This window comes from Pseudoalteromonas sp. McH1-42 (assembly GCF_022347845.1).
GTDB classification, from domain to species: Bacteria; Pseudomonadota; Gammaproteobacteria; order Enterobacterales; family Alteromonadaceae; genus Pseudoalteromonas; species Pseudoalteromonas rubra_D.
The window spans coordinates 157,783-175,819 of sequence record NZ_JAKRFU010000009.1 but is presented as its reverse complement, the minus strand read 5'-3'; the positions used below and the strand labels follow the sequence as shown (position 1 = coordinate 175,819).

The following is an 18,037-nucleotide window of genomic DNA, read 5'->3' as shown; positions in this document are numbered from 1 at the left end:
AATCCCTGACTGATATCACTTACCTTAGCGCAACAGAAGGCAATCTCTCTGAACAAAATTCAGACGATGATTATACCTAAAGCAGGAAAATGAACAAATAATTAATAATGAATTAAATTTCACGAACAGAAAGACATGACAGATAACAAATGAACAATATAAATATTTACTTTGCCCAACGGACAAACGTGTCGGTAACAAAACAGCCTATTCACCAGGCAATCGTTACTCGCGCCAGGACCTGTTCAGCCCTCACAGAAGCCATGTTAGTTACAGAATGACTGAAGCAGTTCCGCACCACAAAAACCTTCCCACTGGCAACCTATAGCTTGAGCGCCACAACAAAATGTTTCATCAATATTTCATCGCTGTACGCGCTCAAATCAGATAGTACCATCAGCTTTTCTCCGTCTTTGGCTATCAGGTAACTGTTCCCAAAGATATCGATCATGGCACCATTCAAAAGCACGACTCGCTCTCGGCATTCGCCCTGCTTAATTTGCGGGTATATATCACTTTGCCAGTCTGGCCTTTTTAATAACTCCAGTTTGTCGGTACGTTGCTTTAATACATCAGCGACATTGATCAGTTGGCACAAGGCGATGATGCGTTTGTCATGAAGTGCTTCTTGCTTCCAATAATTGAACAACAACGAAAAGCTTAGAATCAACAGAGCCAGACACATCAAGCAACACCAGAAGCACACTGTACGCATTCATTTTATCCCGTTATTATCTCATTTATTATGTTGCTCGCTTCCATCGGCTATCTCTTTAAGCTATTTCCCACCAGCTAAATCAATAAAGGTACCTGTCGCATAGCTTGCCTGATCACTGAGCAACCAGGCGATGGCACTGGCCACCTCTTCGGGTTTACCACCTCGTTGCAGTGGCAAGTATGAAGCCAGCCTGTCGACTCTGCCTGGTTCACCACCATCGGCATGAATATCGGTATAGATACATCCCGGACGGACACAATTCACACGGATCCCGTCTGACGCGAGCTCCAGAGATAAGCCGCGCGTGAAGCTGTCAATGGCGCCTTTGGCTGCCGCATAGTCTACATACTCATTTGCGGCTCCAAGATAGGAAGCCGCCGATGACACATTCACGATGGCACACATGTCCGCCTGATGATATGCACGGATCTGCTTAAGCACCTCTCTGGCGCAGATAAAGTAGGGCGTTACATTGGTGCACAACATCTGATTAATGCGTTCAGCTGTCATGTCTTCCACGCGCATTTGAGTAGCCAGCCCTCCGGCATTATTGACCAGATGTGAGATAGGCCCCAATTGTGATTTGATGTCTTCGCACAGCTGAACCACCTGCGCCTCTTCGCAGATATCAGCGGCAAAGCTATCCGCAATGCCCCCTTGTGCGCGGATCTGCGCAACCACCTGTTCAGCAGCCGCATGGTTAGATTTATAATTAACGGCTACCTGATAACCCTGTCCGGCAAGCAACTTGGCGCTAGCCGCACCGATTCCTCGGCTGCCTCCCGTGATTAAAACGACTTTTTTCATTGTTGTTATTTCCCATATAAAAAGGGGTGCTCTGCACCCCTTTAGATTCATTTTTAACGGTCTGGACAACTGTCCAGACTCAGCTAATGCAGCCGTTACCGGCCAAATTCAGTTGGTGCTGGCGGCACAGTAAGTGGCGTCTTCGGATTTGCTTTCATTTCTTTTAGCAGCTCCTCAACAGCGCGCTCTACTGACGGATCTTTACCGGCGTGGATCAGCTCTGGGCGATCAATGACTTCGATATCCGGGCTCACACCCACATCTTCGATGATCCAATTACCCTCATTGTCCAGAATACGGAAAGTCGCAGCAATTACCTGACCACCGTCAACCAAACGAGGATTACCCGAAATACCGATCAGACCACCCCAGGTACGAGTACCAATGAGTTTACCTAATCCCGCCTGACGGAAGTAGTAAGGTAACGCGTCCCCGCCCGAACTTGAATAGCCATTGATCAACATGGCTTTCGGTCCATCATGGGCAAATTGCGGTGTTTTAGTTGGCTCAACACCACGGCGTTTCCAATAGTTCAATGGTTTGCGAGCCAGCCAGGTAATCATGTGCTCAGGTATAAAGCCACCGCCATTGTAACGGTCGTCAATGATCAGGGCATCTTTGGTTGTCTGCGGCATAAAGTGCTTAAACATCGCACGGTTACCTTCAAACAAAGTATTTGGTAGATGAACGTAACCGATACGGCCGCCTGACAGTTTATCGACATATGCCATGCGAGAATGAACCCACTCAAGGTAACGCAGGCCGCCTTCACTGGCACTTGGCTTCACTGTTACCTGCCAGGCTCCATCCAGGCTTGGTGTGTTATTAAGACGCAGTTCAACCTGAGTCCCCTGAGTATTTTCAAGCAGCTCGTAGAAATTACTCACGGAGTTAACCGCGCGACCATTCACCGATACAATGTAATCGCCCACACTGGCGTTCACACCCGGCTCATCTAGCGGCGAGCGGAACTCTTCATGCCAGTTCTCACCCTGATAGATTTTTTCAATGCGCACAAAACCTGAATTGTGGGCACTGATCTGAGCCCCTAATAAACCGTGCTTTTTGCGCTTGGCTTTCGGCTCGTCACCAGACTGAACATAAATATGACCCGCATTGATTTCACCAGCAATTTCACTCAGAACATAATCCAGATCGTTGCGATGTGCCACCGCATCGGCCAAAGGCTGATAGCGCTTCAAAATGGCATCCCAATCCTGACCATGGTGATTTTCATCGTAAAACCAGTCTCTGAGCGTCCGCCAGCCTTCGACATACATTTGTTGCCATTCAACTTTCGGATCGATCTTGAGCACCATGTTACTCAGGTCAAGTTGTGTCGCTTTCAGATCTTGCTTGGCTTCGGGCTTAATCACACTATATTTTCCGCCAGCCCTGACAATCAGATGTTCACCACCAGCAGCCAGCTTGTAGGCCTGTACGCCCTTAGCAACTGTTTGTACTTTGCCATCTTGTTTGTTGGGGATCAGCTTTAGTGAGCCTTCAGACAATGTCAGTACACCGCCCTTCACACCACTCAGGTCACCATAACTACCCGCTTTCGCTGGTAATGCGACAACCCGTGACATAAAGCCCTCAACCTGTAGCTGGTTATCTGCTTTGCTGTCGTCGGCCTTTTTGCCTTTCTCTTCACTTACGATTGCCGCTTCATCGCTGCTGAACGCACTTAGTGAAGTAACCTGGTCATTCACCGCAACGGCATACAAACGGGTTGCGTTGTTATACAAATAAGCAAACTCATACGAGCTGAAAGTCAGATTGAAATCGCGCTCTGACGTGAAATACAGGTATTGGCCATCCGGTGAGAATGCGGGGTTCTGCTCATTAGTCATGTCATCTGTAAGACGACTGAGCTTTTTACTCTGCGTGTTGTAATGCCACAGCGATGCATACCGGTTGGCATTGTTCTTCACAAAGATCAGATCTTCGCTGTTGGGAGACCAGGTATATTGTGTGATGCCATCGTCATCAAATTTACCGGTATCAATTTTATGCAGCTCACCCGATTTAGCGTCCAGCCACCACATAGTGTGGTTCTTGTCAGCAAACAATAGCTTTGAACTATCAGCAGACCAGATAGGGTCAAATCGCCAGATAGTGCCGTTGCTGGTGAGTTGTGTGACTTCGTTATTGTTGGCGCGATCTTTTAGATAGATCTCATATTCGCCCGAAACATCACTCATGTAAGCGATATAACGGCCATTCGGTGACCAGCTGGCTGAAATTTCACGACCCTTGTCCGTCATACTCAAGTTACGAGTCGTGCCCTGCTCTACTGGCACTGAAAAAACTTCACCACGTGCAGTAAATAAGGCACGCTTACCGTCATGAGACACATCCATTGAATCAATGAATTTGCTGACATTTTTGGTATAAGGCATGGCGTACTTACGCACCCCTGGCACATTAATAGTCAGCTTTTCAGTGGCTTTGGTTGCCTCATCAAAACGATACAGGTAACCGCCATTTTCATACACGATGGCATCAGGTCCAGCTGAGGGCCACAGCACATCATAGTCACTGTGGTTAGTCATTTTAACTGGCGCTTTCCCTTTCCGGTGCTTGTATAAGTTCAGCGTATAATCGCGATCAGAAACAAAGTAAATACTGTCATTCACCCAGGTTGGCTGCTGATCGGTTGCTCTATGATCTGTAAGCTGCTCAGAGGTGTTGTTTTCTAAATCATACACCCAGACATCCTGTGCACGACCGCCCCGGCTGCGTTTCCAGGTTCTGAATTCACGATCTATCGGTGTATATACAAACTTTTTGCCATCGGGTGACAGCATACCACCACCACTTTCAGGGATTGCAAGAGGCTGCTCCAGGCCACCATCCGCGGGGATCATATAAGGGCGACCCATGCGTTTCCCCCAAGGAGTACGATTGGCACGGAATACGATATGCTTGCCGTCCGGCGTCCAGTCAAAAACCCGATAGTCAAAACCGCCGCGCGGTGGCATTGGGCCCACATCATTGTAATACGTCAGCTGCTTCAGGTTAGAGCCATCCGCGTCAATCACATAAATTTGCCGGCTACCATTGTATTCGGCAGCAAAGGCGATGCGTTTGCCATCGGGAGAGAATTTGGGAAACGTCTCAAAGCCAACATGGTCAGTCAGGCGAGTGCTGTTACCCGATTTAGTGTCGGCAATGTAGATATCGCCACCATATACGAAGGTAACCTTGTTCTGATGAATATCAGGAAAGCGCAGTAAACGCGTGTCCTCTGTTTGGTATGCAGCGGCCAGCGGTGCTGCCACAGCCGCAATGGCGGCAACTAGGTGCTTGAGTTTCATAAGCCTCACAAGTTAGTTTTGTTATTTTATCTCATTTATAATAACAACTCTGTTCCTAATTACAGCTAACTTGCGGTCAAAAGCTTGTTACAAAATATGAAACCCCAATGATATTGCCCAACTCAACGCCTATCACTGAAAGTTCAACACCTCAACTCCCATGTCCTCTTTAACATGTTCAATCACCATATAAGTGTGATTGGTGCCAACACCGGGGATCTCAACTATCTGCCCCAATACTTCACGATACTGGCGCATGTCCTGTACCCGTATCTTTAATAGGTAGTCGAACCCACCCGCCACCATGTCACAGGCGACCACGTTGGGAAGCTCCAGTACATGTTCCTTAAACGTTTCAAACACTGATTCGGTCGAGCTTTTCAGGGTGATCTCGACATGGGCCACCAGGTGCTGACCCAGCTTAGCGGCATTTAATCTGGCAACATAGCCTTCAATATAGCCCTCCGCTTCGAGCTTTTTCACCCTATCCAGACACGGGCTGGGGCTCAAATTAACCGCTTTGGCCAGGTTTACATTGGAAATACGGGCATTCTTTTGCAGGATATCCAGGATAGCTAAATCAATCCTGTCGAGCACCCGGGTTTTAATTGAAGTGGTCATTCAGCATAAAATTCTGCACAGCTTGGCAATTACCCGCAAATTTACCGTAATCAAAAAAAATAAGACAGCATATTCTGCTGTCTTTTCGATAGAATGTCCCCGAAATTTGACGTAATCGCCACACCAGAGACTTATTCGTGGCAAACCATTTATTAGAACGCGAGACTGGCTAAAAGTTGAACACCTCTAAAGGTGTGTTAAGGTTAGCACTATGACCGCATCATATTGTCGTAATTGACGCTTTATGCAAAGGCCTGCTTATATTAAAAGGCCAACCACATAGCAAGTACTTACATACAATTTGCTACATCTGCTTTAAGCTGTTCAATTTACAATCATTTTTGACTCTTATTTTATGAGGCTGAGTTATGCTTTATAACGGCGATTTGACAACCACCTGTCCTATCAGACAGAAGATCCGCGATTTTTACCGCATCGATGAAAACGAAGTTATCGACCATATTTTGCCTCTGGCAGAAGTTGGCGTAACAGCGCGAAGCCGTGCCTGGGAAAGAGCCCGCCAGATGGTCCTGAACATCCGTCGCGATCAGGATGGTCAAAATGGGGTAGATGCTCTGCTTAACGAGTTCTCTCTGTCATCAGAAGAAGGCGTTGTATTGATGTGTCTTGCAGAAGCCTTACTGCGTGTGCCAGATAAAGAGACTCAGGACCAGCTGATCCGCGATAAACTCGCTAAAGGTGACTGGAGCTCTCACTTAGGTAGCAGCGATTCTCTGTTTGTAAACGCGTCGAGCTGGGGTTTGCTGGTCACCGGTAAAATGGTCAACTACAGTGACAAACAACAAGAAGAACAATTTGGTGTCCTGAAGCGCACCATTGGTCGCTTAGGCGAGCCTGTGATCCGTAAGTCTGTTAACTTCGCTATGAAGATCATGGGTAAACAGTTCGTCATGGGTGAAACCATTCAGGATGCGATTACCCGCGCCGCAGAAAAAGAACAAAAAGGCTACGTATACTCATACGATATGCTGGGCGAAGGTGCGCGTACCATGGCGGATGCCGAGCGCTACTACCAAAGCTACATGAATGCAATCCACGCCATCGGTAAAGCAGCTGCCGGTCGTGGTCCAGTTAAGAGCCCGGGCATTTCAGTTAAGCTTTCTGCTATCCACCCTCGTTATGAGTTTTCTCACAGCGACCGCGTGATGGAAGAGCTAGTCCCTAAACTGAAAGAGCTGGCAGTAGCAGCAAAGCAGTATGATATTGGCTTTACCGTGGATGCTGAAGAAGCGGATCGCCTGGATATCTCTTTAGATGTGATTGAAGCCGTATTCTCTGCACCGGAGCTGGATGGCTGGAATGGCTTTGGTTTGGCGGTACAAGCGTATCAAAAACGCGCTATTTTTGTAGTGGAATGGGTTGCTGATCTGGCTCGTCGCGTAGGTCGTAAACTGATGGTCCGCCTGGTAAAAGGCGCTTACTGGGATACCGAAATCAAAACCACACAGCAAGACGGTTTAGATCACTTCCCGGTATTTACTCGTAAAGCGACCACTGATGTCTCTTACAAAGCCTGTGCAATCAAACTACTGGAAGCCCGTGATGTGCTGTTTCCGCAGTTTGCGACACACAATGCCTATACCGCAGCCACTATTCTTGAAGTAGCCAAAGGCGACAACACAGGATTCGAATTCCAGCGTCTGCACGGTATGGGTGAATCCCTGTTTGACCAAATCGTAGAAAGCGAAGGGATCCAGTGTCGTGTATACGCGCCAGTTGGCCATCACGAAGACTTACTTGCTTACCTGGTACGTCGTCTACTCGAAAACGGTGCCAACTCTTCGTTCGTTAATGCCATTGTCGATACCACCAAGCCGGTAGAATCTTTGCTGCCTGATCCGGTTGAAACCTTGCAAGGCCTGCGCAACAAATATAACAAGCAGATCAGCCTGCCTATCGAGTTGTACGGCGATGAGCGTCCGAACTCAAAAGGAATGGACCTGACTGACATTAATGTACTCACCCCGTTCAAAGAGAACCTGGACAACTGGTTCAACGAACATCGCATTGAAGAAAGCGATGTGCCAGAGGGTCGCATGGCAGTACGCAACCCAGCTAATCACACAGAGATTGTCGGCCATGTGCCTGTGCATGATGAAACATACATGCAAGGTATCCTGGGCAATGCAGAAAACGCCTTTGCAGAGTGGTCGCAAACGCCTGTGAAAGAGCGAGCGGACCTGTTGCGCCGTGTGGGTGATATTCTTGAGCGTCACCATGACGAGCTGGTCGCAATCTGTATTAAAGAAGCCGGTAAAATCACACAAGATGGTATTGATGAAGTACGCGAAGCCGTAGACTTCTGTCGTTACTATGCAGCACGCGCCGAAGAGCTATCTAAAGACGAGCGTTTTGAAGCCCGTGGTGTGATTTTGTGTATCAGCCCTTGGAACTTCCCACTGGCAATCTTCCTGGGTCAGGTTGCCGCAGCCATCGTGACGGGTAATACTGTTATTGCTAAGCCTGCCGAGCAAACAAGTATGATTGCTGTTCGCTGTATCGAGCTGATGCGTACAGTTGGTCTGCCTGAGCATGTTGTTCAACCAGTTATTGCTCGCGGTAGCGAAGTAGGTAAACACATTGTTCCAGATGAGCGTATTCAGGCCGTGATGTTCACCGGTTCAACTGAAACCGGTACATTGATTTCACAAATCCTGGCCGAGCGTAATGACATCCAGGTCCCTCTTATCGCAGAGACTGGTGGTCAAAACTGTATGGTAGTCGACTCAACGGCGTTGCCTGAGCAAGTTGTGGATGACGTTATTTCTTCTGGTTTCCAAAGTGCCGGTCAGCGCTGTTCAGCCCTGCGGGTATTGTTCCTGCAAGAAGACGTCGCGGATGGCATTATCAAGATGCTGCAAGGTGCACTACAAGAGCTGCATGTTGGTGACCCGGCGCTGCTGTCTACAGATGTAGGCCCGGTGATCGACGAAAAAGCACTAAATGCCCTGACTAAACACGTTGAGTTTATGAAAGGCAACGGCAAGTTGTTGTTTGAAGCTAAGATCCCGGACAACAGCGAAAATGGTGCTTACTTCTTTGCGCCGCGCTTGTATGAGATCTCTGACTTGTCAGTATTGAAACGTGAAGTGTTTGGCCCGGTTGTTCACATCATCCGCTTCAAAGGCGAAGACCTGGACAACGTCATTGACCAAATCAATGGCACGGGATACGGCCTGACTATGGGTGTCCACTCTCGTATCGAAGCGCGTTGTGAATACCTGGCAAAAATGTCTCGCGCGGGTAATGTCTATGTCAACCGTAACATGATCGGTGCCATCGTAGGTGTGCAGCCATTTGGTGGTCGTGGTTTATCAGGCACAGGCCCTAAAGCTGGTGGTCCAAACTACTTGTTGCGCCTGGTGAAAGAGAAAGCGTCTCCGGACAACGTTCAGATGACTAACCTGACACCTGATGAGCTAGAAACACACCACTTCCCAGGTGCGGTTGAGCAAGTTGAAGCCCTAATGCAAAACTCGCTTCGCGATGAAAAAATCTGGCGTGCAACCCCGCTTAATGACCGTGTGTCTGCGGTACGTCAGCTACTTGCTAAAGTGGCAACGGTTGAGATCATCGATGACCTGGCGGACGATTTAGCCCTGACACTGGCAGATGCCCGTGCCCAGCTTAACCGCCTGGAAAAGCGCATGCGTTCACACATTGTGTTACCTGGGCCAACGGGTGAATCTAACACCTTACACCTCGAACCACGTGGCTGTGTTGTGTGTTATGCCGATAAGAGTACCTCGTTTAACTTCTGGGCGCTGTCTGTCATCACTGCATTGGCAGCAGGTAATACCGTGATCACGGTAGCATCTGAGCTATTCTACGAGGAAGCACAGGCATTCCGTGACAAGTTTATCGCCACCGGGGTTGCCGAAGGTGTATTCCAGGTAGCTAAACCAAACCAGTTGCAAGCTATTCTGGCACACCCGCACCTGTCAGGCGCAGTGGTTGCTGCACGTTCATCACGCCTGGGCTACTTCAGTCAGCAGCTGGCTGCACGTAAAGGCGCTATCCTGCCAGTGATCAGTGCTGAATACTACGACACACTGATCAGCCGTCTGGTTACGGAGAAAACAATCAGTATTGATACCACCGCATCGGGCGGTAATACTTCACTGATGACTCTGGTAGAAGATGACGAATAACCGAATGCGTTAAACCTCATTCAATCTAAGCCGGCATTCGCCGGCTTTTTTTATGCAATTTCAATCACCTTAAACGGCGCTGTAATGCACAAATTACAAGCCTGTACCTTGATTTGTAGCAAAACTATTTCATTTTTTATTGAACCGTTATATTGTGCCTGCTTCTCTCACAAAGTTAGGGGCTATGTGTGCAAAAGAACAAAACTATCGGCAGCATGTTAATCGTTGCCGGCACCACCATCGGAGCAGGCATGCTGGCGCTGCCGATCGCTTCTGCGGGACTAGGATTCACCACCGCGTTACTCTTAATACTGGCAACCTGGGCCTTGATGACCTACACCGCCTTACTGATGCTGGAACTGCATCAATACGCCAACAAAGAAGCCACACTCAACACACTCGCTAAACGCATTTTGGGTAAAAAAGGCCAGTATGTGGCAAACTTCTCCATGGTATTTTTGTTTTATGCACTGTGTGCTGCCTACATTGCAGGCGGCGGTGCTCAGCTTCAGGAGAAGCTGACTGCATTAACCAGTATGGATATTGCACCTCAGGCAGGCTCAGTACTGCTGGCCATCATGGTCGCAACAATTGTTACTTTGGGTACCAGCACCGTAGATAAGCTCAATCGCGTCTTATTCACGATCAAAATCCTGGTGCTGGCCAGTTTGTTTTTTGTTCTTACGCCCTATGTACGCGGTCAACACTTGCTAGATATGCCCGTCGAACAAGGGCTTATCATCTCTGCGTTACCAGTCATCTTCACGTCATTTGGCTTTCATGGCTCCATTCCCTCTATCGTTAAGTATGTTGGCCTTGATATCCGCACACTGAGAAAAGTGATGATAGTGGGCGCTTCACTGCCTTTAGTGATCTATATAGGCTGGCAATTGCTCAGTCAGGGTGTGATGGCACAAAGTGCTTTACTAGATAGCGAAGGGCTGCCTGGGTTTGTAGCTAGTATCTCCAGTATCGCGCATAGCCCACAGGTAAGCACCTTTGTGACACTGTTTGCAGACCTGGCTCTGGCGACCTCATTTTTAGGAGTAAGCCTGGGTCTATTTGACTTTTTTGCTGATGCCTTTAAAAAGCGTAATACCGTGTCCGAGCGGGTGATCACGGCACTCATCACCTTCTTACCGCCACTTGGTTTTGCACTGTTTTATCCGCAAGGATTTATTATGGCACTGGGTTATGCGGCCATTGCGTTAGTGGTGCTGGCCATTTTCCTGCCGGTTACTATGGTTTGGCAGCAACGCAAAACCCAGCAAATGGACGGCTACCAGGTTGTTGGTGGAAACTTGGGTCTGGTGTGCGCGGGACTTTGCGGCGTATTGATCATCTCAGCACAATGTTTGCAAATGCTCGGGGTTATCCCTCCACTTTAACAAATCACCACACTTTTTGCCTCGATTTAACTGCGGCTGGCGATATAATGCCCGTATAAAGACATTATCAGCCGTAGTTAAGAAGGACCGTATGAAGCATCTGATCCCCCTCATTCTGCCAGCCACTTTACTTATCGCCTGTGGCGGAGAGAATAGTGAGCCATTAAAGGCTAACCCGGACTCTTCCACAGATAACAATACCCAGGATACCAGCAACCTCACACAAAGCTGCGGCAGTGATTTCAGCGCGCAACGGTCGCTGAACAAGTTTGAAAGCACCTCGGTGTTTTGGCAAATTGAAGGAGCCAGGTTACAATCCAAACCCCAACTCACCCTATTAGCCGACAAGTTTTCTCTTTCTGCATCTCACGAACTTAGCTCAGATGACACCTTGTGTCTGCTGGCCGCAAATATCTTTGGTTCCAGTAGTGCTCAGACCTGGCAAGGGAATGACAATGGCTCGGTAAAACCGGGGGAACTGTACTATTACAGCCCCGCGATGACCTTTACAGGGGCTTTACCGTCTTTCACGTCACTGGATGACTGGCGCAGCCAGGGTGCGCCGACACAAACCCCAGTCACAACCCCAGACAGCGAGATCACTATTTGGTATCGCAACCGGGATGAAAACCGCTTTACTTTGGGAACGACACAAAGTAACCAAAATCCAGTCATACTGAGTTGTGATCAAGACGGATTTGCATTGTCTTACTCTTTGTCGCAGGTTGCTCAAAGTCAAATAGATACACTCAATCCCAGTTTCTGTGAAACCCAAGGCAACGGAGAAAACGCAGTGACTCAATGCCTGAGTGTTGCACTTACCACCACGGATAAACTGGAGTCATGTACATTTGGCGCAACCAGTGTGGCTTTACCAGACGCCACTGGCAACAAAACATCCGTCAAAGTCGCCGGTGAGCTGAATATTGTTACAGGGGACGCTGAACTAAAGATTACTCAGATTGATGTAAAGTAGTAAGACCCTCTAATGCCGTGCCTGGTTGGGCACGCATTACCCGGCATCTTGCTGTGGGCGGGTCGATGAATTCGCTTTTGCATTTCTGTCCAACAGATATATCAGCGGAACAAAACACAAGAAAACGGTTGCGTAGTTCACTAAAGGCAGGATAGTTTTATACAGGTAACCTGAATAACTAAGTTCCATAAGATGCCGGTCAACCAGCCTGAACAGCTGTAGTAAAGGCGCAGGAATAACAACCAGTTGGCAGATGATGCTCTGCCACATATACATTTTGTCTTTCAGGGCCCAATAAGCAACAATGGCAATAAAAAGAATGTCGGCCGCAGCCCAGTAAATGTAACGGTAGACTTTGTTGCTATCAAGCTCCAGGACCAAATCGTGAGTCAAATAGCCGTTAACGAAAAACGCAAAACACAATAGCGAGTACCGTAATGCTTGCCTGTCTTTCAGGAAATAAAACAAAACAACGGCAACTGAAACAAGGACCATCTGACTATCAAAAATAGTATTCAGAAGTGCTCTTATCGTGTCACCGTTGATATCGATATTCGCCAACATGGCTATCAGAAACCGTTAGAACTTATTTCGGATCTTCGCTTCCATCGTCACCGCCACCATTTGAACCCGGCATATAAGCATATTTATTAAGCATTGTTTTCTCCATTAACATTATCAGATTAAATTCCGCTGAATAGCCTAGCCCAAGAATCGGTACCACGCAATACTTCTAGTTGTTTCCACGTACATTAATTGGGTCAGATTCCTTAGCCTTACCTTGCATGATAGAGATTTCGACACGCCGGTTGCGACGACGGTCTTCATCAGTTTCATTGGGCACCAGCGGCCGAGTATCTGCATGCCCGACGACGACCATACGGTTTTTGTCGAATCCAGTGACGGTCTGCATTTCTGTCGCAACCGCAACCGCCCGAGTCGCAGACAGATCCCAGTTATTACTATATAGCTCATTCGAAAACTGGAAGTCATCCGTATGCCCGGACACCGTTATTTCGCCAGGCACATCTTTGAGTAGTTGGGCAATATCCTGGATCACGGGTTTAAACTTAGGTTGTAAGAATGCGCTGCCAGAAGGAAAAGAGCCATTCTCCTGGATCCGTATAATGATTTGCTGCCCCAATGATTCCAGTTCAATTGCACCATCCATGATTTGCTTTTCCAGCTGCTGGGCGATTTTTTTCACCAGCTCATTGACCTGCTCCTGCTCCGCAGCCGCAATTGCCTGTGTCATCGACTGCTCTTGTGCGGTACTGGAAGACTCACCTCCGCGCTTGTTACCACGCTGCTCTTGTCGTCCACCCGCAGAGCTTTCATCACCAGCCTGAAACTCCAACATCTGCTGCGTCATTTCAACTGTCTGTTGCTGTATCGTTTCGATAGGAGTGGGTTCAGGCTTGCCCGGCGTGAACTCCATGGCAATCACACTGGTCCCTTTTGGAATGTCCTTTACCTCAATCTTGTTTTGCACGCCAAATGCAAATTTCATGGAGCCCGCGATCTGCTTAAATTTGAGTACATCCATTTCTGAAAACGCCAGTAGCAGTACGAAGAAACACATCAGCAGAGACATCAGATCGGCAAAAGTCCCCATCCAGGCTGGTAAGCCTGGGGGGGGGCATTTGCATTCGTTCTCGTCAGACATAATTACTCCTCGGCCTCAGCACCCCGTTTGGACTCAGGTAGGTAGTTTTTCAAGATACCTTCTATCACTTTCGGATTCTGGCCGTCCTGGATCCCCAAAATAGCATCCAGGATTAAGCGTTGATTTCGTTCTTCCTCGTCTTTACGCAGCTCCAGTTTTACCTGAATTGGAATAGCCACCACGTTAGCCAAGAACGCACCATACAATGTCGTCAATAGTGCAACGGCCATCGCGGGTCCAATCGCTTTCGGGTCATCCATGTTCGATAGCATGGCTACCAGGCCGATTAAGGTACCAATCATCCCCATTGCAGGAGCAATGTCCGCCAAAGATTTAAACAATCCAGCACCCATTTCATGACGCGTCGAAGTGAGCGCAATGTCTTTTTGCAGGGTTGCCCTGACCACATCCGCATCGTGACCATCCACCAGCATGTCAACACCTTTACGCATAAAGGAATTGGGAATTTCGGCCTCTTCCAATGCCAGAAAGCCGCCTTTACGCGCAGAATCCGCCAGCTCAACCGCTTTCTCAATCAGTTCTTCCGGGGTCTCCAGCTTAAACATAAAGGCCTTACCGGCCACTTTACCGATGCCAAAAAACTGGCTCATGGTAAAGTTCGACAGCACGATAAAAATCGAGCCACCAAATACAATAACCACTGATGGAGTGTTGTAAAACATGGCAATCTGGCCATCACTACTAAGTACCATGGACATCACAATCAAGCCTATGGCCCCTAAGATACCAATCACGGTTGCTAAATCCACACACCCTCCAAAGGAAATTACCCGTTATCTATCACGCAGTTATTATTATCGACAGAGTTATCGGCCAGTTTTGCAATAACTTAACTCAATTATATTAAATTGCCTTGAAATTGCGAATCCATAAACCAATGGCTAGTCATCCTGACTGTATAACGCAAAAATTCTGAGAGATCTTTGACCTCAATCTGTAATACTCATAAAATTAGGCGTTTTTTAATTTAGCTCAAAGTGAATACTGCACATGGCGACAAAAAAACCGGAAAACATGAGCTTTGAAGAAGCTGTTGACGAGCTTGAAAGCATTGTACAGGGCATGGAACGGGGCGAACTCACCCTGGAACAGTCGCTCAAGCAATTTGAACGCGGGATAAAGCTGGCCAACGCTTCCTCGCAAAAGCTGCAACAGGCAGAACAGAAAGTGGCGATTTTGCTCGGCAATGACGAGCAAAGCCCGCTAAGTGAATTTACGGACGAGCTGGAATAAACATTGGATTTACAAGCACAACTTGCTCATGCCAGAGCGCAAGTCGAAGAAACTATAGCCGCGTATTTCGCTCAGGAATTGGACAGTGACGACACCGCCATTGCTGCAGCGCGCTACAGCATTAGTAATGGTGGTAAACGGTTGCGCCCATTTCTGGTTTACACAACCGGGCAAATCTTTGGCGCCACACCTCGCGATCTCGATATCGCCGCAGCTGCCGTCGAATGTATTCACAGTTATTCATTGGTTCATGATGACCTCCCGGCCATGGACGATGATGACCTGCGCCGTGGTAAACCGACTTGCCATATTGCATTTGATGAAGCACAAGCAATCCTGGCAGGTGATGCTTTGCAAACCCTGGCTTTTGAGCTGTTAACAGCGCACACATTCTCTGTCCCGGCGGCAAATCAGATTGCGATGATCAAAACCCTCGCAAAGGCATCCGGGTTGCAAGGCATGGTCGGTGGTCAGGCGCTGGATTTGGCAGCAACGGACAAGTCTGTCAGCTTGGCAGAACTGGAGCGGATCCATCGCTTAAAAACGGGCGCGCTGCTAACTTGTGCTATTGAACTTGGCGCGCTGTGTGCCCCAGATGTGTCGCCACATACCCTTGCCCGACTGCGTGACTATGGCCAGAATATTGGTCTGGCATTTCAGGTTCAGGATGACATTCTTGATATAGAAGGTAACACTGAAGTGCTGGGCAAACCTCAGGGGTCTGATCTGGAACACAATAAGTCTACGTATCCTGCTCTATTAGGATTATCGGGTGCCAAACAAAAAGCACAAGCACTCGTAGAAGAGGCAAAGCAGGCGCTGCACAACATTGATGCAGACACACAAACCTTGGCTTTGCTGGCAGACTATATTATTGCCAGAGACCATTAATGACCATAAACCGACTAGCAATCAACTGATAAGTCGCTAAATTAATAACTAGTTAAGTTATACTGTGGTGCATTGCATACTGCACGCCGAACAAAGCACCCAGCACAGAATTTATAAATTTAATGGCGGATAACAATGACAACCAAGTCAGCGAACTCTGCCCAGGATAACGTAATCAATATGAGTCTTGATAACAGCAAGTATCCCCTTTTGGCATTGATTGAGCAGCCTGAGCAGCTGCGCACTTTGCCGCAACATAAACTGACCGAGTTCAGCGATGAGCTACGTGACTATCTGCTCAACTCGGTCTCGCAAAGTAGTGGTCACCTTGCCTCCGGTCTAGGCACGGTTGAACTGACAGTGGCGCTGCATTACGTTTACAATACGCCCGCTGACCGCCTGGTATGGGATGTAGGCCACCAGGCTTATCCACATAAAATTCTCACGGGTCGCCGCGATCAAATGCATACCATACGACAAAAAGATGGCCTGCATCCTTTCCCGTTTCGTGAAGAAAGCGAGTACGATACATTCAGCGTTGGTCACTCCAGCACCTCTATCTCTGCCGCGCTGGCCATGGCTATTGCCGCTGAAAAAGAACAGCAGGGGCGTAAAGTCGTCGCTGTGATTGGTGACGGTGCAATGACCGCAGGTATGGCTTTTGAAGCCATGAATCATGCCGGTGATGTGAAATCAGACATGCTAGTGATCCTTAACGACAACGAAATGTCTATTTCTGAGAATGTCGGCGCATTGAACAACCACTTTGCACGGATCTTATCGGGTAGCTTTTATACCAATATCCGCGAAGGCGGTAAAAAGCTACTTTCCGGTGTACCACCGGTGAAAGAACTGGCCAGCAAAGTTGAAGAGCATCTCAAGGGCATGGTCATTCCGGGCACCTTCTTTGAAGAACTCGGCTTTAACTACATTGGCCCAATAGACGGCCACGACGTCAATATGCTGGTGGACACACTCAGAAACATGCGCAACCTTAAAGGTCCGCAGTTGCTGCACGTAAAAACCCAAAAAGGTAAAGGTTACCAACCAGCTGAAGCCGATCCAATTGGCTATCATGGCGTGCCAAAGTTCGATCCTAGCGTGCATAGCCTGCCCAAATCAAAACCTGCCGCACCAACATTTTCTAAAGTATTTGGTGACTGGCTGTGTGACATGGCAGAGCAAGACAATAAGCTAATGGCCATCACGCCAGCCATGCGCGAAGGTTCAGGCATGGTGCGTTTCTCTAAAGAGCACCCAGACCAATACTTTGATGTGGCCATTGCAGAGCAACATGCCGTCACCTTAGGGGCAGGGTTTGCCTGTGAAGGCCTTAACCCGGTCGTGGCCATCTACTCCAGCTTTTTACAACGGGGTTATGATCAGCTGATCCACGATGTGGCACTGCAAAACCTGCCTGTGTTGTTTGCCATTGACCGCGCCGGGATTGTTGGCGCAGATGGCGAAACACACCAGGGAGCCTACGATCTGAGCTTTATGCGTTGTATTCCCAACATGGTCATTATGGCTCCCAGCGACCTGAACGAATGCCGTCAGATGCTCTATACCGGCCATCGCCTGCAACAACCTGCCGCCGTGCGCTATCCGCGAGGGTCCGCAGGTGAGGCTGAAATCGAAGCACAGATGACTGAGCTGGAAGTGGGTAAAGCCAACCTGCTGCGCTCAGGTAAAAAGGTCGCCATTCTTAACTTTGGCACCTTGTTACACAACGCAAAACCAGTCGCAGAGGCGCTGGATGCAACTTTAGTTGATATGCGCTTTGTGAAGCCACTTGATGGCGACATGGTCACTAAGCTGGCAGCTGAGCATGATCTGCTGGTGACATTGGAAGACAATGCCATTGCAGGCGGTGCAGGCAGTGCGGTCAGCGAGCATCTGGCCGCTGCGCAGATCCTCAAACCAATTTTGCATCTGGGCATTCCTGATGAGTTCATCAAACATGGTACACAAGACCAGATGCACACCGAAATGGGCCTGGATGCAGACGGGATCCAAAAACGGATAGAAGCCGTCCTGTAACCGCTTCACCACCTTAAATTGAGCCACTGTCATCGCAGTGGCTTTTTTATTTCCTGCCTGCCAAACACAGACTGCTCCGAACATGTCAATCCTTGCGCCAAGTCATGAAAAGGAGCCTTTAGACTAGTAAATATAAGCCAACTCGCTGACAATACAGCGGTGATTAAATGGAATTAACGTGTCC

13 protein-coding genes are annotated in these 18,037 nt (G+C 48.4%); 6 read left to right on the top strand and 7 right to left on the bottom strand.

The genetic code is table 11. The annotated features are described in order from the left end of the window. Positions 1-322 precede the first annotated feature (322 nt). The 4 genes from MHN31_RS09800 to MHN31_RS09785 all read right to left on the bottom strand — a co-directional run bounded on the left by MHN31_RS09800 (position 323) and on the right by MHN31_RS09785 (position 5,466). Entirely contained in the window at positions 323-715 is a 393-nt protein-coding gene (locus MHN31_RS09800) for a hypothetical protein (RefSeq protein ID WP_125557919.1), read from the bottom strand. A gap of 63 nt (positions 716-778) precedes the next feature. After that, positions 779-1,525 (bottom strand): SDR family oxidoreductase, encoded by a 747-nt coding sequence (locus MHN31_RS09795; RefSeq protein ID WP_239444181.1) that lies wholly within the window; start codon positions 1,523-1,525, stop codon positions 779-781. A 95-nt stretch (positions 1,526-1,620) separates the two neighbouring features. Further along, the gene (locus MHN31_RS09790) at positions 1,621-4,845 is read right to left on the bottom strand and encodes a S41 family peptidase (RefSeq protein WP_206074176.1); all 3,225 of its coding nucleotides are present in this window, start codon (positions 4,843-4,845) and stop codon (positions 1,621-1,623) included. 132 nt (positions 4,846-4,977) lie between these two features. Next, positions 4,978-5,466 (bottom strand): winged helix-turn-helix transcriptional regulator, encoded by a 489-nt coding sequence (locus MHN31_RS09785; protein WP_010382851.1) that lies wholly within the window; start codon positions 5,464-5,466, stop codon positions 4,978-4,980. Positions 5,467-5,834: 368 nt separating this feature from the next. On the opposite strand from MHN31_RS09785, the gene putA reads away from it, so the two are divergent. The 3 genes from putA (at position 5,835) to MHN31_RS09770 (ending at position 12,002) form a co-directional block, all read left to right on the top strand. Beyond that, positions 5,835-9,638: a bifunctional proline dehydrogenase/L-glutamate gamma-semialdehyde dehydrogenase PutA gene (gene putA / locus MHN31_RS09780; RefSeq protein ID WP_239444180.1), complete on the top strand. Its 3,804-nt coding sequence runs from the start codon at positions 5,835-5,837 to the stop codon at positions 9,636-9,638. Positions 9,639-9,826: 188 nt separating this feature from the next. Beyond that, entirely contained in the window at positions 9,827-11,026 is a 1,200-nt protein-coding gene (locus MHN31_RS09775) for an aromatic amino acid transport family protein (RefSeq protein ID WP_125557927.1), read from the top strand. A 91-nt stretch (positions 11,027-11,117) separates the two neighbouring features. Continuing rightward, positions 11,118-12,002, top strand: coding sequence for a hypothetical protein (locus MHN31_RS09770; RefSeq protein ID WP_239444179.1), 885 nt, complete (start codon positions 11,118-11,120; stop codon positions 12,000-12,002). 36 nt (positions 12,003-12,038) lie between these two features. On the opposite strand, the gene MHN31_RS09765 is transcribed toward MHN31_RS09770, so the two are convergent. The 3 genes from MHN31_RS09765 to pomA all read right to left on the bottom strand — a co-directional run bounded on the left by MHN31_RS09765 (position 12,039) and on the right by pomA (position 14,438). Continuing rightward, entirely contained in the window at positions 12,039-12,566 is a 528-nt protein-coding gene (locus tag MHN31_RS09765; RefSeq protein WP_323744707.1) for a hypothetical protein, read from the bottom strand. Between the two features lie 169 nt (positions 12,567-12,735). Next, positions 12,736-13,668, bottom strand: coding sequence for a flagellar motor protein MotB (locus tag MHN31_RS09760; protein ID WP_125557931.1), 933 nt, complete (start codon positions 13,666-13,668; stop codon positions 12,736-12,738). A gap of 2 nt (positions 13,669-13,670) precedes the next feature. After that, on the bottom strand, positions 13,671-14,438 hold the full coding sequence (gene pomA, locus MHN31_RS09755) for a flagellar motor protein PomA (RefSeq protein ID WP_049865534.1): 768 nt from the start codon (positions 14,436-14,438) through the stop codon (positions 13,671-13,673). Positions 14,439-14,679: 241 nt separating this feature from the next. Between pomA and xseB the strand changes: the two genes are divergently transcribed. The 3 genes from xseB to dxs all read left to right on the top strand — a co-directional run bounded on the left by xseB (position 14,680) and on the right by dxs (position 17,853). After that, complete coding sequence (gene xseB, locus MHN31_RS09750) at positions 14,680-14,922, top strand: exodeoxyribonuclease VII small subunit (protein ID WP_125557933.1); 243 nt, start codon at positions 14,680-14,682, stop codon at positions 14,920-14,922. A gap of 3 nt (positions 14,923-14,925) precedes the next feature. Next, positions 14,926-15,813 carry a (2E,6E)-farnesyl diphosphate synthase gene (ispA, locus tag MHN31_RS09745; protein WP_275446783.1) on the top strand — a complete coding sequence of 296 codons (888 nt, stop codon included), beginning with the start codon at positions 14,926-14,928 and terminating at the stop codon, positions 15,811-15,813. A 180-nt stretch (positions 15,814-15,993) separates the two neighbouring features. Then, positions 15,994-17,853, top strand: a complete 1,860-nt coding sequence (gene dxs / locus MHN31_RS09740) for a 1-deoxy-D-xylulose-5-phosphate synthase (protein WP_239444186.1) — start codon at positions 15,994-15,996, stop codon at positions 17,851-17,853. Positions 17,854-18,037: the final 184 nt, after the last annotated feature.